Genomic DNA, 23,535 nt, shown 5'->3' on the forward strand with positions numbered 1-23,535 from the left:
AGATTCGCTCTATCGCTCATTCACTCTTTCGCTCTTTATTCCCAATGAAAAAGTACCTTTTAAAAACAGTAGCGATTGCCGGTTTTCTCAGTGCTTTATTCGCATTCGACTTACCCGAAAAAACCGACGGCGTAACCCCATCAACAGCTCTCGAAAGTTATCTTCATAACGACGATAAATCGTTCAAATGGGAAACGAAAGATACGTATACCTTCGGCGATATTACTGCCTATGAAGTGCTGTTGACCTCGCAAAAATGGCGGGAGCATACCTGGAAACATCAGTTGACAGTGATGGTTCCGAAAGAGATTAAACATGATGGCGCGTTGTTGTTCATCACGGGCGGTTCAGTGAAAGATGGTGAACCCAACTGGAACGGCCACGACGATAAATTTAACCGGGCCATCAGTTCGCTAGCAACGGCCAATAAAGCGATTGTTGCCGTTCTTCGGCAAACGCCAAATCAGCCGCTTTACGATAATCTGAAGGAAGATGCCCTGATTTCGTACACATTACATCAGTTCAAAAAAGATGGCGACTTTACGTGGCCGTTGTTGTTCCCGATGGTAAAAAGTGCGGTTCGGGCGATGGACGCGGTGCAGGAGCTGGCTCAACAGACATTGCATAAAGAAGTTAAAAATTTTGTGATATCAGGTGCTTCGAAACGTGGCTGGACAACCTGGCTGACCGGCGCCAGCGACAAACGTGCCGTGGCTATTGCGCCAATGGTAATCGACATTCTGAATATGCCGGTTAACCTCGATTACCAGATGAAACTCTGGAATAAATACAGCGTTGAAATCGACGATTACGTAAAGCTTGGTATTCCGCAGACTACGCATAGTAAGGAAGGAATGGCGATCACCGAAATGATTGACCCCTATTCATATCGGAAGAAATTGACCATGCCCAAGATGCTGTTTATGGGCACCAATGACCCTTATTGGACGGTAGATGCCGTCAAGCATTACATCGGTCAGATTCCGGGCGAGAACTATATTCACTACGTTCCGAACGTAGGGCATGACTTGGGCGATAAACGGCAGGCACTCGAAGCGTTGAACGCGTTCTTCGGTACTACGTTGACTAAACAGGCTTACCCAGCCTGCCAATGGACTGTGTCGTCAACGAAAAAAGGTGTGGACCTGACTATTAAAACAACCTCAGACAAGCTGGAAGACGTAACGGTCTGGTCGGCTAATTCGACGGACCCAATTTTTCAGGATGAAAAGTGGGAAGGCAAAAGTTTAGGCATTAAGAATCAGGCAAAAGTTTCGGTTAGCGATGCCTTTCCCGCATCGGGCTATCGGGCGTTTTACGTCGACCTCAAATACAAATCGCCCACAGGTGGTACGTATACTGAAAGCACCCGCATGTTCATGACTGACAACGACGAAGTGTTTTTGAAATAATCGATTGGCGAAATATTATCATTTCGACCGTAGGGGGAAATCTCAAGTCTCGCCGTAAGTAAGTTGAGATTTCTCCCTACGGTCGAAATGACAAAAAGTGTAAAATGAAAGAACCCGGAAGCATCGAGCCTTCGGGTTCTTTCATTTTACACTTTTTGAATTACTCCTTCGCTTTTGCAGCTTCTTCTTTCGATTGAAGTATACCACGTACAAGCGGTTCGGGCTTCGATTGGGGCGTTGTGTAACGTAGCACCGTTGCCGTTGGATACGACGATTTCGGTGGCCGTGTAATCACCAATTGATACGATTTCGTACCGACAACAAGGTTGGAATAGGCCATTTGATTGTTGGCATCCTGAAGTAGACTCCAGTTAGCAACAGGCTGTTTAGTCAGGTCCTGTTTATCTTCATCCGAGAAGCTGGCAAACGTAGTATCGGGCACAAAATGTTTGCCGGATACCCCTTCCACAGCCGCAACAACGCCGGGCGGAACCGCAACAGCGGGTTTAGTTTGCGCCGATGCCGATAACGTAATCAGCAACAGCATGGCAAGTAGTCCTTTCATAACGTTGACCACACGAATAAGTGGTTATAAGTAATTAACTGATATGTAATAAACCAACGTAGTGCCATTTAGTTAATGCTCAGTTAATAAAGTCAGTTCTTATGTTATCATAAGTCCATAAAAATATTCGTGTCTTTTTGACACTAATTATTCGGTTCAAGTATAAAATCTAAGTAAGGACTTACTACCTTTGACTTTAAAAGAGCATCTATTACCTCAACTTTTTTCTCATGTCTGGTACGAAATTAACTCTCGGCGAAAAAACGTATTTCCCGTTTCTGGATAAACCGGTTCAATACGAAGGGCGCGAATCTGATAACCCGCTGGCCTTTAAATTCTACGACGCCAACCGCCACATTCTGGGAACTCCCATGAAAGATTTATTCCGGTTTGCTACAGCTTACTGGCATACCTTCTGTGGTACGGGTGCCGATCCGTTTGGTCCGGGTGTAAAGCATTTTCCCTGGGATGCCAACAAGGATGCGCTCGCGGCTGCTCACGATAAGATGGATGCCGCTTTCGAATTTATTACCAAAATCGGCATGGAATATTACTGCTTCCACGATGTTGACGTAGCACCCGAAGGTAATTCCAACGCTGATTTCGAGAGTAACTTCCGCAAGATTGTCGATTATGCGAAACAGAAACAGGCTGCCAGTGGTGTAAAACTGCTGTGGGGTACAGCTAATCTGTTCTCACACGAACGTTACATGAACGGCGCTAGCACCAACCCCGATTTTCACGTACTGGCTCATGGAGGCTGGCAGGTGAAAAACGCCATCGACGCTACCATCGAGCTGGGTGGACGTGGCTACACGTTCTGGGGAGGTCGCGAAGGCTATATGTCGCTGTTGAACACGAACATGAAACGTGAGCAGGAGCATCTGGGCAAATTCCTGCAAATCAGCCGTGATTATGCGCGCAAACAAGGCTTTACAGGATCGTTCTACATCGAGCCGAAGCCAATGGAGCCAACCAAACATCAGTATGATTTCGACGCAGCTACGGTGGTTGGCTTCCTAAATCGCTTTGGTTTACAGGATGATTTCGAACTCAACATCGAAACCAACCACGCTACGTTGGCGAGTCATACGTTTGCGCACGAATTGCAGGTAGCAGCCGACAACAATATGCTCGGCAGCATCGATGCGAACCGGGGTGATTACCAGAATGGCTGGGATACGGACCAGTTCCCGGTAGATGTTTACGAACTTACCGAAGCCATGCTGGTGATTCTGGAAGCGGGTGGCTTGAAATCGGGCGGGGTAAACTTCGACGCTAAAACTCGCCGAAACTCAACCGATCTCGAAGATATTTTCATTGCGCACATTGGCGGTATGGACACATTTGCCCGCGCTGCTATTGCTGCCGAAGCCATTCTGGAGAAGTCGAAATACAAATCGCTACGTTCGGAACGCTACGCCAGCTATAATTCGGGTGAAGGAGCGCGTTTTGAAAAAGGTGAACTTTCGCTCAAAGATCTGCGTGAATACGCTCTGCAAAACGGCGAGCCGAAACAAATTAGCGGCAAGCAAGAGTTGTACGAGATGATTGTAAATCAGTATATTTAGTCGCTTTTTAGACTAGATCAGCCCTAAAAGGTTTTGAAAACTTTTTAGGGCTTTTTTATTAAACAACATACGCCCGTGAAAACAGCATTACTCTTCATCAGCCTAACGATTTCCTGTCCATTATTCGCCCAATCGACCGACGAAGCTGCCGTTAAAACGACTATCAACCAGTTATTCGAGGGCATGCAGAAAGCCGATTCAACGGCATTGAAGCCTTTATTTACGGCAAGTGCGCGTCTACAAACCGTTATCAACAAGCAAGGAGACGTATCGGTACGTGACGAAGCTATTTCGGGATTCATCAACTCAATTGGGAAAGCCAAAGCGGGTACGCTCGATGAGCGACTTTCGGGCATGGAAATCAAAATCGATGCGGATCTGGCTACGGCCTGGACGCCGTACGTTTTTTATTTTCAGGACAAGAAAAGCCACTGCGGAGTGAATGCGTTCACGCTGGTAAAAATGGGTGGAAACTGGAAAATACAGACCATTATCGATACGCGCCGGAAAGAGAATTGCCCTGATTTACCCAAGAAATAACTACTGATTCGTCCAGTTTGGCGAGCGTTTTTCCAGAAAAGCAGCCATGCCTTCCTGAGCGTCTGGCGTTTGCTGAAGTTGCTGAAACTGGTCGTATAAATAAGCCTGCTGCTCATCTGGTGGCAGGTTTTTTAATTGCTGAAAAGCGCGCAGGCCAAACTGAAGTGCCGTTGGTGAAAATTGCGTCAGTTCTTCAGCCAGCGACGTAACAACCTTATTCAGTTCATTAGCCGATACTACGTTGTTGACCAATCCAATACGTTGTGCTTCTGACGCGGCAAGTGTGCGTGCCCTCAAACAGAGATCGAGCGCAGTGCGCGCAGGCATACAATTGAGCAACACGGCCAGCACCTGAAACGGAAACAAACCCCGTTTAACCTCAGGTAGCGAGAACGTAGCGGTCCCCGCAGCCACTACATAGGTGCTCCCGCCAACCAGCAAAAATCCACCAGCATACACCGACCCCTGTACTTTGGCAATGCAGGGCTTATGTAAATTTACCATCAACTCCCCCAATCGAACTGGCCCCGATGGAGAAGGAACTGAAGCCGTTTCGGTATCGCCCGATGATAAACTTTTCAGATCCATCCCCGCACAGAACGTATCTCCCGCAGCTTCCAGCACCACCACCCAAATATCAGGCACGTAGTGCGCATGAGCCAGCGCAAACGCCAACTCGGCCAGCATCGGGGGATGAAGCGCGTTTTTCTTTTCCGGCCGATTCAACGTAATGGTCAATACGTGATTACGAAGGGTTATAAGCAGATAACGAAAGCCATCAGCAGGCAGTTGAGCAACTTGTTGGGCAGTGTATAACATAGCCGCAAAGTACGAAATTTAGTAGCCGTTATAAACCTGTTAGTACGTGGCGTGGGAGAAGCCATTAAAAAACGGCGGACAGAATGTCCGCCGTTTTTTAATAACAGGAACTTGCTAGAAAAGTTGTTTCCAGGTGCCTTTTACCCAATTGTATTTGAGCGTACTCGGCAGAGCCTGCCAGAAATATTTGTTTACTTCAACCGCAAACGAAGGTTGCATATAGCAGTTGATGGCACAACCTTCGCAAGCGGGCAACCGGCCTTCCAGCGCCACTAATTTCTGCACTTCTTCCGAGCGATAAAGTTCATACAGATTATTCTCAATCGGGAAATCTTTCAGGCCGAGGTGATAGCAGGGGAGTACGATTTTATTTTCAGGCGAAATAACGATGGTAGTGCTGGCCGCACGGCAAATAGGATCTTCGACATGATTACCACCGTCGCGTCGAAGCTGAATAAATCCGTCGTTCAGATATACATTTTTCTGCTTTCCCCAAGCCGATAATTCCCGTAACGTAGCGTCAGAAAATCGATCACCAGTTTCGACTGTGTTGTATTCAAACACAGGGTTAAGGATCAGCACCAGATTATTCGGTAGACAAATCTCTTCGTGCATTTGCCTGATCTGAGGAACGTTGTGTTCAAAAACCGTAAACAGAATGTCAGGTCGTTCGCCCAACCGACGGGCAATAGCAATCGACTCCATCACCTTATCGAAACACGTAACACCACGCGAACGGTCGTGTTCTTCGGCAATGGGCGAATCGAGCGAAAAATGAAGCATATCGACCAGTCCGCGGAGTCGCTCAGCCTGTTTCGGGTAGAGTAGGGCGTTGGTTGTAACGGTCGTAATAAAGCCTAACTTCTTGGCTTCCTGCAACAATTCGGGAAGTTGTCGGTGCAGCAGCGGTTCGCCCCCGGTAAAGTCAATAACCCGAACCCCTAGCTTTTTGAGATCGCGGAAGTTCTGGCGGGCATTTTCTAACGTAACATAAGGTGACGGACGCTCCCAGATATCGCAAAAACTACAGCTCGCATTGCAGCGATACGTCACGTAGTAATTGCACAAAACCGGATGGGAGACGAGACGCATTTTTCCGTGAAAGGAGTGAGGAGCGAGGAGTGAGAATTCTTCTGGAAACAATCAATACGTCGTCAGCCATTCTCACTCCTCACTCCTAATACTTATTGCAACATTTTAAACAACGTCACGACTCGTTCTTTCAAATCTTTGCGGTCGATGATGAAGTCGAGGAAGCCGTGTTCTAGGACGAATTCGGCACTTTGAAAACCTTTAGGTAGGTCCTTACCGATGGTTTCGCGGATAACACGCGGACCGGCAAAGCCAATCAGGGCTTCGGGTTCAGCAATGTTGAAATCGCCAAGCATGGCATACGAAGCCGTTACGCCACCCGTAGTTGGGTCAGTCAGCAGCGAAATGTAAGGCAACTTCGCTTTGTCGAGCAACGCCAGCTTGGCCGATGTTTTCGCCATCTGCATCAGCGAGAAACCCGCTTCCATCATCCGGGCACCACCCGAACGCGATATCATCAGAAAGGGCGTCTTATTGGCAATGGCGTGATCAATTGCACGCGCAATCTTTTCACCCACAACCGAACCCATGGAACCACCGATGAAATTAAAATCCATCACGGCAATGGTAACGGTCAGGCCATTCATCGGGCCGTGTGCTGTCCGAACGGCATCTTTCAGGCCGGTTTTCTCAATCGTAGACTTGATTCGCAACGGATACGGTTTGGTATCCACGAACTTAAGTGGGTCGCCCGACCGCATGTCGGCATCCAGCTCGGTGAACTCATTTTCATCGAACAGGACGGAAAAATAGGCTTCCGAGCCGATTTTTTCGTGGTAGTTGCAGTGAACACAGGTATACGCATTGAGCTTATGCTCACGCGAATGCATGGCTTTTTTACAGTTGGGACACTGATACCACAATCCGTCGGGAGCCTCCCGCTTCAGTTCAGTTGGGGTCTGAATCCCTTTATCTTTTCGGACGAACCAAGACATTTCCAGTAGGTGATTATCGAAAAAAGAGCCATAAAGGTACGAAGAAAACAGGTAGAAAGTTGTTGTTTTGCGGCTATGAAACATATACTAACCGCTTTACTACTGGCAGGAGCTGTCTCGGCCTTTGGTCAGGCTTCTGTAGCCTACTATCCATTTAACAACGTAGTGTCGGTCAGTACAAACGCCGATAGGGCTTTTTGGCTCGATGCCCGTATGCAAACCAATACGTTATTTGGGTCGCTCAGCACCACTATTTGCCCAATGATCAACGTATCAAGGAAGGCGCAGGTAAATTATTATACGGGACTGGGCGTTCGGTTCAACGCACTCAACGGTATCGACAATCGCGACGTAATGGAAGGGTATTCGCTGCACGTAGGCGTTCGGATTAAGCCACTCACGTTTATGCCGAATCTACGTATCGCCTTCGAAATAGCGCCTTACGCCCGTAAAGATTTCAAAACCGGCAACCTTCAATCCTTTCTGGGATTTGCTTATCAGTTCAAAAAACGAGATTAATTGTCTCAGACAGGCTCTGGCTGTCGATTAACGGAATAGTTGTCATATAATCGACAGCCGGAGCCTGTCGAGGCCACAACGAACAAGAAGTAATAAAAAATGGACAGGTGAATTCGATCACCTGTCCATTTTTTATTACCTGAATACTAAGCCTTTACTCTTTCTTTTCCTTCTGATTATACGTAAACATGCCGTGTTCGAGTTTGTCGGCCTGATCGAACAGCTTGAGAGCTTTCTGATACGTATCGTCGGTTTGCGTAATCACGCGAAAGAATTCATTGTTCTGTCCGCCTTTGTTATTCTTCTGATAAACCGACCGCGCTACCAACGCTTTAATCTGGTTACGGATATAGGTTTTCGAGCGATTGTATTCTTTCTCGTTGAACTTAACACCTTCAGCGGTAGCCATTTTCGTCAGTCGATTCATCTGCTCGTCGTTGATCGTAACGGCTTTGTCGAACTCGGCAAACGACAGTTTTTCAAGCTTCTTTTTGTTATCGCTCGTATACTCCATCGCAAACTCACGGATGAGATTTTTGCTGTAAAGCTGAATCAGATACGGCGTTTGCCAGCTCGAATCGCGTGGAATGAAGTAATCGGGAGTAATACCACCACCTCCATACACAACCCGTCCGCCATCGGTTTTGAACTTAAGCTTAGGATCATTTTTGATCGAATCGGCAATGTAATATTCGCCCCGTTTCGAACGTAGTTCGAGGTCTTTCTCGTAATCACCTTCGTGACCGGGAACATAAGGTTTCTGGATGCTACGTCCGCTCGGCGTGTAATAGCGAGAGATGGTCAGGCGAAGTTCAGAACCATCTGTCAACGTAACAGGCATTTGCACCAGTCCTTTCCCGAACGACCGACGACCCGCAATTAACGCTCGGTCATGATCCTGCAGGGCACCTGCTACAATTTCAGATGCTGACGCGCTACCTTCATCGACTAATACTACAAGAGCGCCTTCTTCAAACTGGCCGGTGAAACGAGCATGGGTTTTTCGGTCGTATCGGTTGTCTTTTCCGTCGGTGTAAACCAGTAGTTTATTTCCCGAAATAAATTCGTCGGCAATGCTGGTGGCCCGATCCATGTAGCCGCCGGGATTGTTACGTAGGTCGAGCATAAGCTGCGTCATGCCTTGCGATTTCAGCGAAGTCAGCGCCGTTTTGAACTCGTCGTAGGTCGTTTCGGAGAAGCGATTGATTTTGAGGTAACCCGTTTTCGCATCGATCATATAAGCCGCATCTACCGAATACGTCGGAATCCGGTCGCGGGTGATAGCGTACTCTTTGGGAGCTTTATCGCCTTTGCGTAGGATGGTCAGTTTCACTTCCGACCCTTTTTTACCACGTAGCGCCTTGAAAACAGACCCGTTTTCAACTTTCGGCCCCACCATCGTTTTATCATCGACTTTGATGATTTTATCACCACTCAGAATTCCTGCGGCTTCCGATGGACCACCTGCTAGTGGCGTTACTACGTATACGGTGTCTTTGTAGATGTTGAATTCAACGCCAATGCCATCGAACCCACCTTCGAGTTGTGAGCGAGCGGCAACGGCGTCCTGCGGATTCATGTAAGCCGTATGCGGGTCGAGTTTTTCGAGCATTTTCTGAATTGAAAAATCAACCAATTCGTCGGTGTTAACCGTATCAACGTAGTTATTTTCAATCAGTTGCAGAATTTCCCGGTATTTCGTGTAGCCTTTGCCAATGCTGTTGATACTTTTGGTGCCGCCAAAGAACGTAGCACCGATGAGCATTCCTCCGGCCAGCGTAATTCCCATCAGCATCGGTAGCCGAACCGTTGCTTTATCGTTCCGAATCTGATTAGGAGACCCACCTGCGCCTTCACGCATGGGGTCATTATTAACTTTATTTTCTATATCCATCTGGATGTTGTGAGCTGAGTAGTCTCTATGCCTGTTTAACGTATGGAATATAGCGAAATGTTTGCCAGAAACTTAACATACTGTTAAAATTTCCTAAATGCTCAGACTACCTCGGTTTGTTGCTGCCAAAACTGCGAATATGCCTTCCCATTTTTCAATAAATCCACATGTTTTCCTTCTTCAATAACCTTGCCCTGTTCCAGCACCACAATCTTATCGGCCTTGCGAACGGTGCTGAGTCGGTGCGCAATAATGATAATCGTTTTCCCGTCCTTACGTAGCTGTTGTACGGTACGTTGCACGAACTGCTCCGAAACCGTATCGAGTGCCGACGTAGCTTCATCCAGAATCAAGACTTCCGGCTGGCGATACAATGCACGGGCAATAGCCAGTCGCTGGCGTTGCCCACCTGATAACGTAGCACCGTTTTCGCCCAGATACGTTTTAAATCCATTCGGCATTCGTTCGATAAATTCGGTAATACCCAATTGATCGCAGATAGACAGAAGTCGCTGCATATCAGGCTCATCTTCGCCAATCGCTACGTTCTCAATAACGTTTCCGGCAAACAGATCAATCTTTTGTGGCACTACGCTCACTACCTGACGGAGGCTATCGGGGTGCAAATGTTTGATGTCGTAGTCGCCAATGTGGATGCTGCCACTTTGCAACGGATACAATCCCTGCACAAGCGACATTAGTGTTGATTTGCCCGATCCACTTTCGCCTACAACCGCCGTAATTTTTCCCTTTGGCATGTTTAGCACCAGATCATCGAAAATGGTAGCGCGTGTACCATATCGAAATGTTACGTTCTGGAAACGGATTGCACCGACCATTTCGGGCTTCAACTCGACCTTATTCTCTGTCGATTCACGGTCGAGATCCATGATTTCGAACAGGCGGTCGGCGGCAATCAGGGCTTCCTGAACGCTGCGGTTCGCGCCAATCAGACTGGCAGCCGGGCCGGTGAAATAACCAATCAGTGCGTAAAACGAAAGCAGCTCGCCGGGTGTCAAATCGTTCTGCAATACGTAGCTGGCACCCACCCAAAGTAAAATAATTGTGAATAATCGGGTGATGAATTCAGAGGCATTTCCGGCGTAAATTCCCGCACTTCCGGTTTGAAAAATCGTTTGCAGCAACGCCACAAACCGATTTTCGGTTTTCTGGCTGGCAAACTGTTCCAGTCCAAACCGTTTGATGGTGGGCATGGCATTTAGTGACTCAACCAGTTGCGCTTCGAGGTCGGCCGAGTTTTCCATCAGTTTCCGCTGATAGCGTTGGTTAAACTGGTTCATGGCCCAGTAAATGCCCGCGTAAAACGGCACAATCAAAATCAGAATTATGGCCAGTTTCCAGTAATAGGTAAACATGAGCGCAAACGAGAAAATGACGATCAGTACGTTGACGACTACACTCAGCGCAATGTCGTTGACGAAGGTTCGGATTTTAACCGCGTCGTTAACCCGCGAGATAATCTCACCCACGCGCATCGTATCGAAAAACGATTGCGGTAATGTCATCAGGTGTTTGTAATACCCCAGAATTAGTGCCGCATCGATACGTTGGCCGGTTTTGATATTGAAAAAGCTTTTGGTAGAGCCGATAAAAATCTGCAAAATCAATAACCCGATCATCACCACGCTGAGCAGGTTCAGCAGATTACGATTGCCGTTGACCAGTACGTTATCGACGATTTTCTGAATATAAATGGCAGACGATAAGCCTAGAATTGTATAAATCAGCGCACCAAATAACGCCTGAAACATAACGGCGCGGTGTGGTTGCAGCAATTGCCAGAAACGCTGTAGAACAGATACTTTTTCATCGCCAACTTTAAATGTTTCGTCGGGCACCAGCAATACCAACAGGCCTGTCCAGACTTCTTTGAATTTGTCGTGAGATAACTGATGCAGTTTGCCATCAGCCGGGTCCATCACCGTAATATGCTCAGGCGTAATACGATAGATTACTACGTAGTGCTGTAGCTGGCTGTTCGGAATCGTTACGTGGGCAATCGTCGGTTGGGGAATTTTCGACAGGCTTTCGAACGGAGCTTTTACACCTTTCGCCTGAAAACCCAGCTTTTCGGCTGCTTCAACCATTCCCAACACCGTAGTACCTTTCTGGTCGGTAGCGGCCAGTTGCCGAATACGGGCAACGGGTAACAACAGACGGTAATGAGCGGCTACCGATACCAGACAGGCCGCTCCACAGTCGGTAATATCACGCTGTTTAATTTTTACGCGACTGCTAATACTATGTTCATCAACCCATTCCCGAATTCGCTTCAGCCCGTCAATAGCTTTTCCTTTTAAACCGTCCTGCGTTGTGCTCATAGGGTTTTACCGCCCTCCTTCTGCGTGCTTGCCGTAACGGTTTTCTGCGTATTGATGGCCGGATTTAACCAATCGTCGGTTTTATCATATAGCAACTGAAAAATAGAGCGACGGGCCACCTGAAACCGCGTTTGTACGGTCATGCCTTTTTTGAGTCGTCCCTGATACCCATTCTGTAATGTCAGATAAGGGCGATCTAACTGGCACCGAACTTTAAAAACAGGTTCGCCATTAGAAGACGTAAAATCATTGGCGATGTCGATGACTTTACCGGTCAAAAGGCCCCACTGATTATAATTAAACGCATCAACCTGCAAACGAACAGACTGCCCCGGTTTTAGCAAACCAATATCTTTCGATGATACGTAGGTTTCGGCAATCAGGGTAGAATCGGGCGAAACAACGGCTAGTACGTCGCCCGGTTGCACGTAGCTGCCTGCGTAACGACCCGACAATTGAGAAGCCGTTCCGCCAACGGGCGCTTTCAATACGTAGAGTTCCTGCTCTTCGCGAAGTTGCCGGGCGTCGGTTTCCAGATTAGCCAGATCGCGCTGGCTTTGCGTAAGGTCAGTTTGCCAGTCGCTACGTTGCTGTTCAACTAACGTATTGTAACGCGCCAATGAAGCCTTGTGGGCATAGAGCGCGTCTTCGTATTCGAGTCGGGCAATTACTTTCTGATTGAAGAGCAACTGAGCCGTTTCGAATTCTCGTTTCTTCTTTTCCTGCAAATTCCAGCTTTCTTCAACTACGGCCCGAAACTGATTGTATTCCTGCCGATACAGCGGAGCCGCCAGGCCGCCCACTTCTTTCCACGATTTGCGGGTAAGCTGATTTAAATCGCGAACAAATGATTTTTTTTCAACGATTTGCTTCTCGACCGATTGTTTACGGGTTTCCAGCGCATCGGACCGAAGTTGAAAAAGTGGCTCGCCTTGCTTCACTGACTGCCACTCACGTACCATTACTTTCTGAATCACAGCACCAGCCGTTGCTTTTACTTCGCTACGTTCTGAAACGGGCCTAATCAGGCCGTTAGCCTGCACGGAAACGTCGACATATATAAAGGGCAAAGCCAGTAAGGTTAGGAGTACAACGCCCAAAACGGTGGTGTAAATTAGTTGACTCCGAACACTCACACGAGGCAGGTAGGTAACCAGCCCATAAGAATTGTTGGTTTCGTTCATGATTTCGTTGAGTAAGTTGTGGCTATATACGTATAACTAAAAAACAGGGATTTGACCCCTGAGCAGGAAACATTAAATGAGTTTCCTATTCTCTGGACCAAATCCCTGCTTACTGATATAACTCAAAGGCTTCTTATAAGCCCCATTCAATCAACTCCTAGCTATTCGAGCTAAATCCAAAGAGAAGATTTGTTACAGGATTTACACTGGTTGTGTTCCCGCTAAACAAAGCACTATCACCGTTGAACAGACTGTTACCACTTACATCGAATAAATCACCTATGGCAATTCCGCCGATGTTACCGATGCTGGTGCTATCGCCACCACCGTGGTTATTGATCAGTTCCTGATTGGTTAATTCTTCTACTCCCAGGTTTGCAAAATCGAACGTTTTCATAACGATATAAAATTTAGGTGAAAAATACCGACCCGAATACTAAATAGTCGGCTTTATTAACTAATTGATAATAATCTATTATCGGCTAAAATTGGTGATGGCCGTCAGGTCTGTGACAGGGCTGATACCCGTATTGTTGCCACTGAACAGGAAGCTACTACCATTAAATAGGCTATTGCCACTTACATCAAGTAAATCGACCAAAGCGATTCCACCGATGTTGCCGATGCTGGTACTATCACCACCACCGTGATTGTTAACCAGTTCCTGATTGGTTAATTCTTCTACTCCTAGGTTTGCAAAATCGAACGTTTTCATAACAAGAAAAATTTAGATGAAAAACACTAACTTCTTTATTTAGACGGTCGACTTGTCACAATCGAACAACTTTAATCCTCAAGGCAGATAGCCTATTCGGCTTAAAAATCAACAAGTTATTTATCAGAAATAAGCAGATTTACGCCTGCACGATTGCTTTCGTCAACGAGACAACCGCATTTTATCGGCTCGCATTGAAGCTGAAGCCAATACCTGTGCTTGGGCTAACATCGGTTGAGTTACCACTGAACAGGGCGTAATTTCCGTTGAACAGGCTGTTGTTACTTACGTCAATCAGATCACCAATTGTAATTGAGCCGATGTTTAACAGGCTGGTGCTGTCGCCACCACCGTGGTTATTGATCAGTTCCTGATTGGTTAATTCTTCTACTCCCAGGTTTGCAAAATCGAACGTTTTCATAACGATATAAAATTAATTGTGCCTACTCTATTAAGCTTTTCGGCGTCCGCTTCACAAAGGCAAATTCGTCTGTTCGTTTAAACGTACAAGCGGTAGTGCCGTTTGGATAGGACAAAGTTGGGGGATTGAGCGGCACGTTCTGATAACTGGCTTTTATAAAAAAATAGCTTTCAGTTATAAGTTCATAACCTGGCCGTTCTGTAAGTATTGAAGAAATTGTAAAAAAAATAAATCCAAACCGTAACCGACTTTCGTAAGTTTGCCTATCTAGTTACCATAGTAATATCGCCTATGCCAACATGCTTTTACTCTTTGTAGTAAACCTTACTTCTTAAATTAGTGAACTATGCCAGTACTATCAGATAAGCTTCGTCGATTACGTCAGTTATTTGGATATTCACAGGAATACATTGCTTTTAATATTGGTATGACCCAGCCTGCCTATTGCAAATGGGAAAGCGGACAAACACAACCACCTATTAACAAGCTTGAAGATCTGGCTAACATATATCAGCTCACCCTGGGCGATTTGCTAACCGAAAGCGATATGGATCTTATTCGGAAGCTGATGGCTGATGAGCATTTTGCCGAGAAATTACTCGGTCGGGGAGACATCAACTAACACAAAATAGCGGTACATAAATCAACTGCCCTCTACTTCCTTTCTGTAAAGACAGGCAGTTAGAGGGCAGTTGATTTTTAGTGAGTTTTAATAACGTAGCTAGGTATTAATTTAACGTTCTGATTGTTAGTACTTTTGTGATCCATATTATTATGTGTACTATTAAACCCCACCCTAAATCCCTCCCCCGTAGGGAGGGACTTCAAAAAGTCAGAAGGTAAAGTCCCTCCCTACGGGGGAGGGATTTAGGGTGGGGTTACTTCACGTGTTAATGCACGCCTGTAAAATTGACAAACTGCTCCAGCGAAGCCGGATTACGTAGCGTATCTTTACTGGTTGCCAACGATGGGTCAACTCCCGACAGAATCTTTTTAACTGGTGTTTCGAGCTTTTTCCCGCTAATCGTATACGGTATGTCTGTAATGGCAAATACGGCATCTGGTACGTGGCGCGGACTGAATTGCGAACGTAGCGTTTGCCGAATACGGTCAATCAGCTCGTCGGTTAACGTAGCATCTTTACGTAGCACCACAAACAACGGCATAAAATAACGGCCACCGGGTTGCTCAAGCCCAACAATAAGACTGTCGGCAATTTCGGGCAGACTTTCTACCGCACTGTAAATTTCGCTGGTGCCGATACGTATCCCATCCCGATTGAGTGTGGCGTCGGAACGTCCATAAATAATAATCCCGTTACGTTCGGTGATACGTATGTAATCGCCATGCCGCCAGATGCCGGGATATTCGTCGAAGTAACTTTTCCGGTATCGTTCGTTGTCAGGGTCGTTCCAGAAATAAATTGGCATCGACGGCATTGGCTCCAGAATAACCATTTCACCCAATTCACCCCGAACGGGACTTGCGTTTTCATCGAAGGCTTCAACTTTGCAGCCTAGCATCCGGCACTGGATTTCGCCTTCGTAAACGGGCAACAGCGGATTTCCGCCCACAAACGCACTGCATACGTCGGTACCACCACTCAGCGAAATAAGCCATACGTTCGATTTTACGGATTCATAAATCCACCGAAACCCTTCGGGAGGCAACGGCGAACCGGTTGATCCGATGCTACGTAGGTGGTTGAATCGGAACGTATTTCCGGGTTTCAGGTCGGCTCGCGCACAACTTAGAAAGTAAGCGGCTCCTCCGCCAAAATGATTGATACGTGTCTCATCGGTCAGTTTCCAAAGCACATTTAAATCCGGGTAAGCTGGAGAGCCGTCATATAGCACCAACGTAGCACCAAGCAACATTGACCCAACGGCATAATTCCACATCATCCAGCCCGTTGTCGAATACCAGAAATATCGTTCGCCAACCCGCACGTCCTGATGTAATCCCAATGCTTTCAGATGTTCGAGCAGACAGCCGCCCACGCTGTGCGTAATAGCTTTCGGTTTTCCTGTTGTGCCCGACGAATACAGTACCCAGATCGGATGGTCGAACGGAACGGGTTCAAACGTTAAACCGTCGGGCGCGGGCGTTTGCAAAACATCGTTCCAACGGCTAAAAAAACGCTTCGATTTGCCAACGATTCCATCTGTCGAGTTTTCCAACTCCTCCGATACGTCAGGTTGTGTAGATTCCAGATGGGAAACCCAGACCATATGCTTTAGACTTGGCAATCGTTTAACTAACTCATGAATCGATTCCGTTTTGTCGATAACCTTTCCGTTGTAGGCATAACTTTCAGACGCAATCAGCACTTTAGGCTCAATTTGCCGGAATCGCTCAACCACGCTCGACGTACCAAAATCGGGCGAACAACTCGACCAAACGGCTCCAATGGCGTTGGTTGCCAGAAATGCGATCACCGCTTCGGGAATGTTTGGTAGCACCGCCACTACGCGGTCGCCAACGCCAACGCCCTGTTCACGCAGATACGTAGCAACAGCGGCCACCTGCTCCTCCAGTTTATCCCAGGAAATGCTGGTTATAGACCGATTTTCAGTAGCAAACAGGATCGCCGGTCGGTCGGTATGCCGTTGTGTGGGTTTGTGCCGAAAAATATGTTCCGCATAATTCAACGTAGCACCCGCAAACCATTCGGTACCAATCATATCGCGCTGCGAAGCCCGAAACACGACCTGCTGATACGGTGAATGCGACAACAGATCGAAAAATTGCCAGAGGCTTTCCCAAAAATCTTCCAGATCAGTAACCGACCAGTCCCATAAATCGTCGTAATCGCGGAAATACAATCCTTTTTTTACAAACAACCAGTCCATGTATCGTTTCATCATCGACTGTTCGATAACAGACCTCGACGGGGTGTAGAGCGATGTCAGCGTTGGGCGGGGCATATGAAAAGAGTCAAGAGTCGAGAATGGCCGTTTGGCAGGAATTTTCCACCAAACTGGAATAAAGCATAATGTACGACTAACGATTGACCACCATCGCGTATTATCATTGGTTCTGTGGATTGTTTTTTGCCGGAAATGTGTTAGCCAGAAACCATCGCTAGTTGAGTTGCTGAAAAACAGCTAACTTTGCACCCCATTTTAGATCTACCTCTATAACAAAGCTGACAATCAGCTATATTTTCTTCTTTAACAATACGATTTACTGTATTTTTCCATGAATCAGGACTCAGAACAGAACGACCGGAGCAAAGGCTCCAACCGTGATGGTGGCCCGCAACGGCGGGAAGATCGTTCATTTGGCCGTCGGGATGACGCCCCACGTTTTAACCGCAATAACGATACTGACCGACCACGATTTAATCGGTCGGGTGATACACGAAATTCAAACGACCGCGACGATAAGCCACGGTTCAACCGGGAACGTAGCGACCGGCCAGCGCCACGTAGCAACGACCGTTTCCCACGCGGTGAAAATCGCTCAGAAGGGCGTGGCCGTCGGGATGATTCTGAAGGCCGTCCACCTCGTTCGGAACGTAGTGATTTTGGACAACGTAGTGAAAAACCTCAGTTCAACCGGGAACGTAATGACCGTTTTTCGGGCGGCAATCGCAACGACGACCGGAGCAAATCGCCCCGTTTCGAACGTAACACCGATCGCTTTGGCAGCGAACGCCGATTTAATGATCAACGTGACGAAAAACCTCGCTTCAATCGCGACGACCGGGATAATGAACGTCCGCGTTTCAATCGGCCAAGCGATGGACGAAATTCGAACGACCGTGACGACAAGCCACGATTCAACCGCGATGAGCGCCCACGTAGCGACAAACGGTCGGAAGGTCGTCCGGACTGGAGCCAACGTAGCAACCGTCCTGATAATACGAACCAGGATCGTCCAAACCGTTTTTCGGGCCCGCGCAACAACGACCGTCCTGATAGCCGCCCTGATTCTCGGCGGGAACGTCCTGATAGCCGTCCAGATTTTCGACGTGAACGTAACGATGAACGTCCCAGCTTCCGGCGCGATGGCGATTCACTAGGTCGTAACGATCGTTTTTCTCGCGAAGAGCGCCCGGCATTCAAGCGTTCGGATAGCTTCAAACGGGATGATAACCGTCCAAAAAGCCGTTTTAGTGATGATGACCGACGTGGCAACAGACGCCGTAACGACGAATCATCTGACTCGGAAAATTCACGTTTTTCGCCCGAGCAACGTAAAGCATCTGGTGAGCGCCGGGCGGGTAAATTCGATAAAGCGCCCAGTTATCGCCAGTCTTCATCCGATGAAAAACCCGCATTTAAACCAAAACGTAATACCGAAGCTCGCGAGTTTGATAAACCAAAGCGGAAATCAGCCGAGGAAGCGGGCTTAATGCGCCTGAACCGATACATTGCTAACTCTGGCGTGTGCTCTCGTCGGGAAGCGGATGAACTCATCGCCCGTGGCGACATCTCGGTAAATGGCAAAGTCGTTACCGAAATGGGTTTTAAAGTGAAGGAAGGCGATAACGTTAAATACGGCACCAAAGCCCTGAGCCCTGAACGGTTCGTTTACGTATTGCTGAACAAACCGAAGGATTACATCACCACCACCGAAGATCCGGAAGAGCGTAAAACCGTAATGGAACTGGTGGCCGATGCTGGTAATTACCGGATGTATCCGGTTGGCCGTCTCGACCGTAACACCACTGGTCTGTTGTTATTGACCAATGATGGTGAACTGGCTGATAAATTGACGCATCCATCTTACAACGTTCGTAAGATTTATCAGGTTGAACTGGATAAGCCGATCACAAACGAGCATTTTGAAGCGATTCAGCAAGGTATAGAGCTGGAAGATGGCACCATCAAACCCGACGCGTTGAGTATCGTAACGCCCGATGCCTACGTAGTGGGTATTGAAATTCACTCGGGCCGGAACCGGATTGTCCGTCGAATCTTCGAACATTTAGGTTATGAAGTTTCCAAGCTCGACCGTACTACGTATGCAGGTCTGACCAAGAAAGAGCTTCCGCGCGGCAAATGGCGCTTCCTCGAACCGAAGGAAGTGATTAAGTTGAAATACTTTAATTGATTTAATGCTGAATGAGTGAATGATAGAATGAGTGAATAGCTGACGCAAGCCTTTATATTCACTCATTCTATCATTCACTCATTCAGCATTTTATATCCATGAACCACCTGTTCCCTTACATCGAGAGGACGTTGCTGCATCCGGGTGTTACCATCAACGAGCAGTACGAAATGCTCGATGAAGTAACGCAGCTCGGGATGGCGGGCTTAACAGTGGCGCCGTTTTGGGTAAAGAAATTCAGGCGGGAAATGGGCGAAATGCATCCCGCTACGTTGGCAACCGTTATCGGTTTTCCATTTGGGTATCAACGTACTGAAGCCAAGCAAACCGAAATCGAGTGGGCATTGGCCGATGGCGCCACTGAAATAGAAGTAGTTGTGAATACGTCGGCGCTATTTTCGCCGGCTTCGGTTTGGTTAAAAATTGAATTGGCCAAACTGGTTACGCCGGTTCATGCGCAGGAAAAGTTCTTCACCGTTGTTCTGGAATCGTCGCTATTCACTACCGAGCAACAGCAGCAACTCATAAAACTAGCCGCCGATGCTGGTGCCGATTTTATCAAGAATACAACTGGATTTATGATCGATACGTATCAACACGAATCGGCACTTGCTTTCAGAAAACAGGTTCCAAAGTCGGTTGGCGTAAAAATATCGGCCACTGGCGCTACAGTGCAACAATTGGAAGAGTTGATTTCTGCTGGCGTAGAGCGTCTATCAATCAGTAGTTTGCAGAAACTGTAATTGCCGAAGACCCATCTACTAATTATTGTTGACGATACGTAGTGATCGTAACTTTCTTACTAACGTAGCGTGTTACTCAATCCCTTGATTTACGGTTTTGGCATGAGCCAGATTTCGGTTACCTGCGAGCCGCGCTCACCTTCGCCACAGGTCCAGATGAACGTAGTGCTGCCGTCGGACGTAGCGGCTTTCGGAACGTCGAATTCGTAAATAGGTTGTTCGCCGGTCTGGATAAATTCATGTATTACCGAACCATCGTCGGTGGTGAGTTTCATTCGTGACCGGAAGCGGCCAGTGTAAGCAATCCGCAGGCGATACCTAGCCGTTGGGTTAAGCTCGGAATACGCGATTTTTAAGGGCTGGTCATACAACGTTTTGGCCTGTTTCATCCAGACACGCGGGGTAATCTGGCCTTTAAATCCAGTCGCTTTGATTTCGTCGACCCATTCAACGCCCACCAATCCCACACCGAAACCCGTTCGGGGAGAACGTAAACTGCCGGGGTCTTTTTCCCAGCTATCGCCCGGAACAACGCGGTGCCAACTCGCCGGATCGCCAAAATGGTCGTAAAATCCACCGAGGCCGGGGTCGGTTCGGTGTAGCATCTCCTGAATTTTCGCCAATCGCTCTATTTCGATGTTCAGTTTTCCGATTTTCTCCAACTGCGACAGAAGCCAGGGGGAATCGTTAAGCGGAATGTCGATGTTATCAATAAAATTACCCCGGCCTGACATGGCACCATGCCGTTCGATAGTTAGCTGAGCACCAATACTTTTGAACAGCGAATCGGCCAGCGCAAAACAGGTTTGTCGATACGTTGGCAGAGTGGGTGCTTTCCAGGCTTTTTCCAGCAACGTAGTGGCTTCGCGAATGGCTATCAACGAACCATTTGCACCGATAGTCGTCAGTCGTTCACGCGCCTGCCGTTCCAGATCGCTTTCGTATTGAAGCCGATGGCGGGTAAATGCGTCGTAATACGCCCGAATCTGTCCCATCTGAAACCGTGGATTTTGCAATACGCTACGTGGGGCCGCTTTTTCCATTGCCTGCCATTGTACTAATGTTCGGTCAACGGCATCATTTGTGAGCAAACTCCCTCGCCAGTTTTGCTCAAGTGCCAGCAGTCCCTGCGCTACGGATTCGGTGTAATCGGGGCCGACAAACAACCGTGCATACTCACGTAGCGTTTCAATAACCGGCGTTTCCGGGTTCCAGTCCTGATCGCTCCAGACAAATTTATTAACATCATCATTTGTGCCTTCCGAGTAGCTGATGCTGCCTGCACCGTATTCATCGAGGGCATTGTGAATTGCTTTTTCGTCGTGCGGACGCGGATTGATGCTTTCATGACCCAATGTCATGGCCCACGCCAAATCCCAGTGCGGCACCGGATATTGAGAAGCGTAATTGTGCGTAATATCGGGATAGTGCCGAATCGGGATGTTTGGATTGATACGGCGTCGAAGTTCGTCAACGGGTACTTTGACCCACGGACCAAAAACAACCCCACCGAACCAGTCATAGCCGCTGTTCACATGTTTATAAAAGGCATCGAACCAGACCTGCGCCGGGCGGAAAACCTGCGGAGAAACCCAGATTTTGGCTTTCGGATGATACTTACGTAGTACCTGCGCTTCTTTTTCGAGCCAGCTAAACAATACGTCGGGTTCCAGTTCGCCGGGATCACCACCGGGCACAAAAACGGCGTCCAGTTTCTGAACGGCGGCAAAAATCTGGTGCCGCTCAGCCAGTTCTTTCTGAATCGAGTCAGGATGGGTGTAATTTTCGCCCATGTTCGGGTACCACATCCAGACATCCAGCCCGTATTCGGCACAAATCCGCGATTGCTCACCAATCATTTTAATGGCCGGTAATTTCATGTGCCGACTGGTGAAATCATCGTCGGTGCGGGGCGGCATTATCTCGATGCTGTTGGCTCCAAACAACGCCAGTTCTCGGATGTACTGATCAAACTGCGCTACGGAAAATGCGTCATAGGCGTTGGTTTTTGGCCGGTAACCCAACTGATGGCCACGAATGGAGTAACGAGGACTGCTGGCTATCGAGAGATTTTCTGCTACGTCGATTTTCCCCGATCGCATCTCTAGTTTGCGAAGAAGTTTCCCAACGCCAAACAGCAATCCACGGGCATCGTGCCCAACCACCAGCACTACGTTAGTTGCCGATAACGTAACGAGTTTAAATCCTTCACTTTTCGTAGTTGGCAACTCACGAACGGCCTTCTGAAACGCTTGCGGCCATTGCGCTACGTTGTTCTCTAATGCCAAGACAATAACAGGCTGCTTTTCTGCCGGAAATTTGGCTGTAATGGGCAACAGGATTCCGGTACGTTTCTGGACTTCCTGCTGAAGAATTTCAACCGTTCGACCAAGCGCTTTTTTATCGGTAACGGTATTGACGATACGTGCCTTCGATAGATCGATTGGCGATGCCAAAGCTGTTGTTATCAGCAAACAGAGGCAGACAGAGACAACTAGTTGTAAACGCATATGAATTACGTAGAGACAGGGCATGCCCTGTCTCTACAGTTTGATAAAAATCTTACGCTGATACAGAAAATAGGCCGGAATGAAATTGACGCCGATAAAAAACAACGCATACAGCAGACTCGCCAGTTCGGGCTGTATGCCAATCGAAATCAAGCCATTTACTACGTGTTCATTCAATTGCTGACCACCGAATTTTAAACGATAAAAAAACAAGGCGAAGACGTCGGCCAATACGTAGACGGTGATGGCGTTAGCTCCGAAAATGATGCCCGGTTTTGTGCCATTAGTTTTGCCCAGCACATCGACCAGAAAATACGTAGCACCGAGCAACATAGCGGCAAACCCCGACGTAACGAGCACAAACGAACTCGTCCAGAGATTTTCGTTGACCGGGAAAGTAAGGCCCCAGAAATAACCGGCAGCCGCTGTAAACAATCCGGCTGTCATCAGATAAGATACTTTTTCAGTTGGTGTCAATGTACTTAGCATGAAGCGACCGGCCAGCATACCTGTTATGGTTGTTACGATGGAAGGAAACGTACTGAGAATGCCTTCGGGGTCCCAGTTGCCCTGCCACATCCGCCCCGGCAGGAATTTCTGGTCAATCCAGGCCGCCAGATTCTGACCGGGTTCGAGTATGACGTAGCCGAAATCGGGGGTTGGAATGAGCGTCATCGCCAGCCAGTAGGCCAACAACGTAGCAAGGCCAATCCAGAGTTGTTGCCGCCAAGTTGTGTTCAGAAACAGAATGCCGCAAACCAGAAATACGATAGCGATTCGGTGCAACGTACCGGTCCAGCGGATGTCTGAGAAATTGAAATCGGGCATCAGATTCAGAAACATCCCCACGGCAAAAATCTTCAGCGACCGAATCACAATCTTCTTGTAAAGTTCGTCTTTCGGGCTACTATCGATCCGTTTTTTGTTATATGCAAGGGCAATCGAAACGCCTACGATAAACAGAAACGTTGGGGCAATTAAATCCGTGAACGATAATCCGTTCCATCTGGTGTGACGTAGTGTGAAATAGACATATTCCTCACTTCCCGGAAAGTTTGCCACAATCATGGCCGCAATGGTGAAGCCTCGGAGTGCGTCTAACGAAATAAGTCGGTTGATTGGTGGTGCCATTAAAAAAGTGAAAAAAGCGGGGTTCCGGCAATAGTATCTTTAGTACTGAATTCCGTACTATTAAGGCTACTTAACCTGACT

The 23,535-nt window shown here is 47.7% G+C and carries 20 protein-coding genes; 7 read left to right on the forward strand and 13 right to left on the reverse strand.

Going from position 1 to position 23,535, the window contains the following annotated elements; genetic code table 11:
* Positions 1-44 precede the first annotated feature (44 nt).
* Complete coding sequence (locus ACYVD4_RS27420; protein WP_460951106.1) at positions 45-1,412, forward strand: PhoPQ-activated pathogenicity-related family protein; 1,368 nt, start codon at positions 45-47, stop codon at positions 1,410-1,412.
* 160 nt (positions 1,413-1,572) lie between these two features.
* Here ACYVD4_RS27420 and ACYVD4_RS27425 read toward each other — a convergent pair whose 3' ends face one another.
* Entirely contained in the window at positions 1,573-1,977 is a 405-nt protein-coding gene (locus tag ACYVD4_RS27425) for a hypothetical protein (protein ID WP_460951107.1), read from the reverse strand.
* 230 nt (positions 1,978-2,207) lie between these two features.
* Between ACYVD4_RS27425 and xylA the strand changes: the two genes are divergently transcribed.
* Together xylA and ACYVD4_RS27435 are read left to right on the forward strand one after the other, a co-directional pair.
* Positions 2,208-3,548, forward strand: coding sequence for a xylose isomerase (gene xylA, locus ACYVD4_RS27430; RefSeq protein WP_460951109.1), 1,341 nt, complete (start codon positions 2,208-2,210; stop codon positions 3,546-3,548).
* A gap of 75 nt (positions 3,549-3,623) precedes the next feature.
* Entirely contained in the window at positions 3,624-4,088 is a 465-nt protein-coding gene (locus ACYVD4_RS27435; RefSeq protein WP_460951110.1) for a nuclear transport factor 2 family protein, read from the forward strand.
* Here ACYVD4_RS27435 and ACYVD4_RS27440 read toward each other — a convergent pair whose 3' ends face one another.
* The 3 genes from ACYVD4_RS27440 to accD form a co-directional block, all read right to left on the reverse strand.
* Positions 4,089-4,907 (reverse strand): enoyl-CoA hydratase/isomerase family protein, encoded by an 819-nt coding sequence (locus tag ACYVD4_RS27440; RefSeq protein ID WP_460951111.1) that lies wholly within the window; start codon positions 4,905-4,907, stop codon positions 4,089-4,091.
* 114 nt (positions 4,908-5,021) lie between these two features.
* Entirely contained in the window at positions 5,022-5,999 is a 978-nt protein-coding gene (locus tag ACYVD4_RS27445; RefSeq protein ID WP_460951113.1) for a radical SAM protein, read from the reverse strand.
* 92 nt (positions 6,000-6,091) lie between these two features.
* Positions 6,092-6,934, reverse strand: coding sequence for an acetyl-CoA carboxylase, carboxyltransferase subunit beta (gene accD / locus ACYVD4_RS27450; protein ID WP_460951114.1), 843 nt, complete (start codon positions 6,932-6,934; stop codon positions 6,092-6,094).
* Positions 6,935-7,009: 75 nt separating this feature from the next.
* Here accD and ACYVD4_RS27455 point away from each other — a divergent pair, with 75 nt between their 5' ends.
* Entirely contained in the window at positions 7,010-7,453 is a 444-nt protein-coding gene (locus ACYVD4_RS27455; protein ID WP_460951115.1) for a hypothetical protein, read from the forward strand.
* A 154-nt stretch (positions 7,454-7,607) separates the two neighbouring features.
* Here the strand turns inward: ACYVD4_RS27455 and ACYVD4_RS27460 are convergent, their stop codons facing one another.
* The 6 genes from ACYVD4_RS27460 to ACYVD4_RS27485 all read right to left on the reverse strand — a co-directional run bounded on the left by ACYVD4_RS27460 (position 7,608) and on the right by ACYVD4_RS27485 (position 14,009).
* Positions 7,608-9,314, reverse strand: coding sequence for a S41 family peptidase (locus tag ACYVD4_RS27460; protein ID WP_460951155.1), 1,707 nt, complete (start codon positions 9,312-9,314; stop codon positions 7,608-7,610).
* A 134-nt stretch (positions 9,315-9,448) separates the two neighbouring features.
* A complete protein-coding gene (locus ACYVD4_RS27465) occupies positions 9,449-11,689 on the reverse strand; it encodes a peptidase domain-containing ABC transporter (protein WP_460951117.1) in 2,241 nt (746 codons plus the stop codon).
* Positions 11,686-12,873: an HlyD family secretion protein gene (locus ACYVD4_RS27470; RefSeq protein ID WP_460951119.1), complete on the reverse strand. Its 1,188-nt coding sequence runs from the start codon at positions 12,871-12,873 to the stop codon at positions 11,686-11,688. The genes ACYVD4_RS27465 and ACYVD4_RS27470 overlap by 4 nt, the downstream gene beginning before the upstream one ends.
* 157 nt (positions 12,874-13,030) lie before the next feature.
* Positions 13,031-13,270 carry a hypothetical protein gene (locus ACYVD4_RS27475; RefSeq protein WP_460951121.1) on the reverse strand — a complete coding sequence of 80 codons (240 nt, stop codon included), beginning with the start codon at positions 13,268-13,270 and terminating at the stop codon, positions 13,031-13,033.
* 78 nt (positions 13,271-13,348) lie between these two features.
* Positions 13,349-13,588, reverse strand: a complete 240-nt coding sequence (locus tag ACYVD4_RS27480) for a hypothetical protein (RefSeq protein ID WP_460951122.1) — start codon at positions 13,586-13,588, stop codon at positions 13,349-13,351.
* Between the two features lie 181 nt (positions 13,589-13,769).
* Entirely contained in the window at positions 13,770-14,009 is a 240-nt protein-coding gene (locus tag ACYVD4_RS27485) for a hypothetical protein (protein WP_460951123.1), read from the reverse strand.
* A gap of 346 nt (positions 14,010-14,355) precedes the next feature.
* On the opposite strand from ACYVD4_RS27485, the gene ACYVD4_RS27490 reads away from it, so the two are divergent.
* On the forward strand, positions 14,356-14,631 hold the full coding sequence (locus ACYVD4_RS27490) for a helix-turn-helix domain-containing protein (RefSeq protein ID WP_460951125.1): 276 nt from the start codon (positions 14,356-14,358) through the stop codon (positions 14,629-14,631).
* A 268-nt stretch (positions 14,632-14,899) separates the two neighbouring features.
* On the opposite strand, the gene ACYVD4_RS27495 is transcribed toward ACYVD4_RS27490, so the two are convergent.
* Positions 14,900-16,936, reverse strand: a complete 2,037-nt coding sequence (locus tag ACYVD4_RS27495) for an acetoacetate--CoA ligase (RefSeq protein WP_460951126.1) — start codon at positions 16,934-16,936, stop codon at positions 14,900-14,902.
* 274 nt (positions 16,937-17,210) lie between these two features.
* Between ACYVD4_RS27495 and ACYVD4_RS27500 the strand changes: the two genes are divergently transcribed.
* Both ACYVD4_RS27500 and ACYVD4_RS27505 read left to right on the forward strand, forming a co-directional pair.
* A complete protein-coding gene (locus tag ACYVD4_RS27500; protein ID WP_460951127.1) occupies positions 17,211-19,070 on the forward strand; it encodes a pseudouridine synthase in 1,860 nt (619 codons plus the stop codon).
* 98 nt (positions 19,071-19,168) lie between these two features.
* Positions 19,169-19,813 carry a deoxyribose-phosphate aldolase gene (locus ACYVD4_RS27505; RefSeq protein WP_460951129.1) on the forward strand — a complete coding sequence of 215 codons (645 nt, stop codon included), beginning with the start codon at positions 19,169-19,171 and terminating at the stop codon, positions 19,811-19,813.
* 89 nt (positions 19,814-19,902) lie between these two features.
* Here ACYVD4_RS27505 and ACYVD4_RS27510 read toward each other — a convergent pair whose 3' ends face one another.
* Positions 19,903-22,323 carry a hypothetical protein gene (locus ACYVD4_RS27510; protein ID WP_460951130.1) on the reverse strand — a complete coding sequence of 807 codons (2,421 nt, stop codon included), beginning with the start codon at positions 22,321-22,323 and terminating at the stop codon, positions 19,903-19,905.
* Between the two features lie 33 nt (positions 22,324-22,356).
* On the reverse strand, positions 22,357-23,454 hold the full coding sequence (locus ACYVD4_RS27515) for an acyltransferase family protein (RefSeq protein ID WP_460951132.1): 1,098 nt from the start codon (positions 23,452-23,454) through the stop codon (positions 22,357-22,359).
* Between the last annotated feature and the right edge of the window lie 81 nt (positions 23,455-23,535).

The organism is Spirosoma daeguense (assembly GCF_054776875.1).

Coding starts and splice junctions, on each gene's coding strand:
- ACYVD4_RS27485 (WP_460951123.1), bottom strand. CDS start 14,009: ATGAAAACGTTCGATTTTGCAAACCTGGGAGTAGAAGAATTAACCAAT.
- ACYVD4_RS27465 (WP_460951117.1), bottom strand. CDS start 11,689: ATGAGCACAACGCAGGACGGTTTAAAAGGAAAAGCTATTGACGGGCTG.
- ACYVD4_RS27425 (WP_460951107.1), bottom strand. CDS start 1,977: ATGAAAGGACTACTTGCCATGCTGTTGCTGATTACGTTATCGGCATCG.
- ACYVD4_RS27510 (WP_460951130.1), bottom strand. CDS start 22,323: ATGCGTTTACAACTAGTTGTCTCTGTCTGCCTCTGTTTGCTGATAACA.
- ACYVD4_RS27420 (WP_460951106.1), top strand. CDS start 45: ATGAAAAAGTACCTTTTAAAAACAGTAGCGATTGCCGGTTTTCTCAGT.
- ACYVD4_RS27490 (WP_460951125.1), top strand. CDS start 14,356: ATGCCAGTACTATCAGATAAGCTTCGTCGATTACGTCAGTTATTTGGA.
- ACYVD4_RS27455 (WP_460951115.1), top strand. CDS start 7,010: ATGAAACATATACTAACCGCTTTACTACTGGCAGGAGCTGTCTCGGCC.
- ACYVD4_RS27505 (WP_460951129.1), top strand. CDS start 19,169: ATGAACCACCTGTTCCCTTACATCGAGAGGACGTTGCTGCATCCGGGT.
- ACYVD4_RS27515 (WP_460951132.1), bottom strand. CDS start 23,454: ATGGCACCACCAATCAACCGACTTATTTCGTTAGACGCACTCCGAGGC.
- ACYVD4_RS27460 (WP_460951155.1), bottom strand. CDS start 9,314: ATGCGTGAAGGCGCAGGTGGGTCTCCTAATCAGATTCGGAACGATAAA.
- ACYVD4_RS27440 (WP_460951111.1), bottom strand. CDS start 4,907: ATGTTATACACTGCCCAACAAGTTGCTCAACTGCCTGCTGATGGCTTT.
- ACYVD4_RS27495 (WP_460951126.1), bottom strand. CDS start 16,936: ATGCCCCGCCCAACGCTGACATCGCTCTACACCCCGTCGAGGTCTGTT.
- xylA (WP_460951109.1), top strand. CDS start 2,208: ATGTCTGGTACGAAATTAACTCTCGGCGAAAAAACGTATTTCCCGTTT.
- ACYVD4_RS27475 (WP_460951121.1), bottom strand. CDS start 13,270: ATGAAAACGTTCGATTTTGCAAACCTGGGAGTAGAAGAATTAACCAAT.
- ACYVD4_RS27480 (WP_460951122.1), bottom strand. CDS start 13,588: ATGAAAACGTTCGATTTTGCAAACCTAGGAGTAGAAGAATTAACCAAT.
- ACYVD4_RS27445 (WP_460951113.1), bottom strand. CDS start 5,999: ATGCGTCTCGTCTCCCATCCGGTTTTGTGCAATTACTACGTGACGTAT.
- ACYVD4_RS27470 (WP_460951119.1), bottom strand. CDS start 12,873: ATGAACGAAACCAACAATTCTTATGGGCTGGTTACCTACCTGCCTCGT.
- ACYVD4_RS27500 (WP_460951127.1), top strand. CDS start 17,211: ATGAATCAGGACTCAGAACAGAACGACCGGAGCAAAGGCTCCAACCGT.
- accD (WP_460951114.1), bottom strand. CDS start 6,934: ATGTCTTGGTTCGTCCGAAAAGATAAAGGGATTCAGACCCCAACTGAA.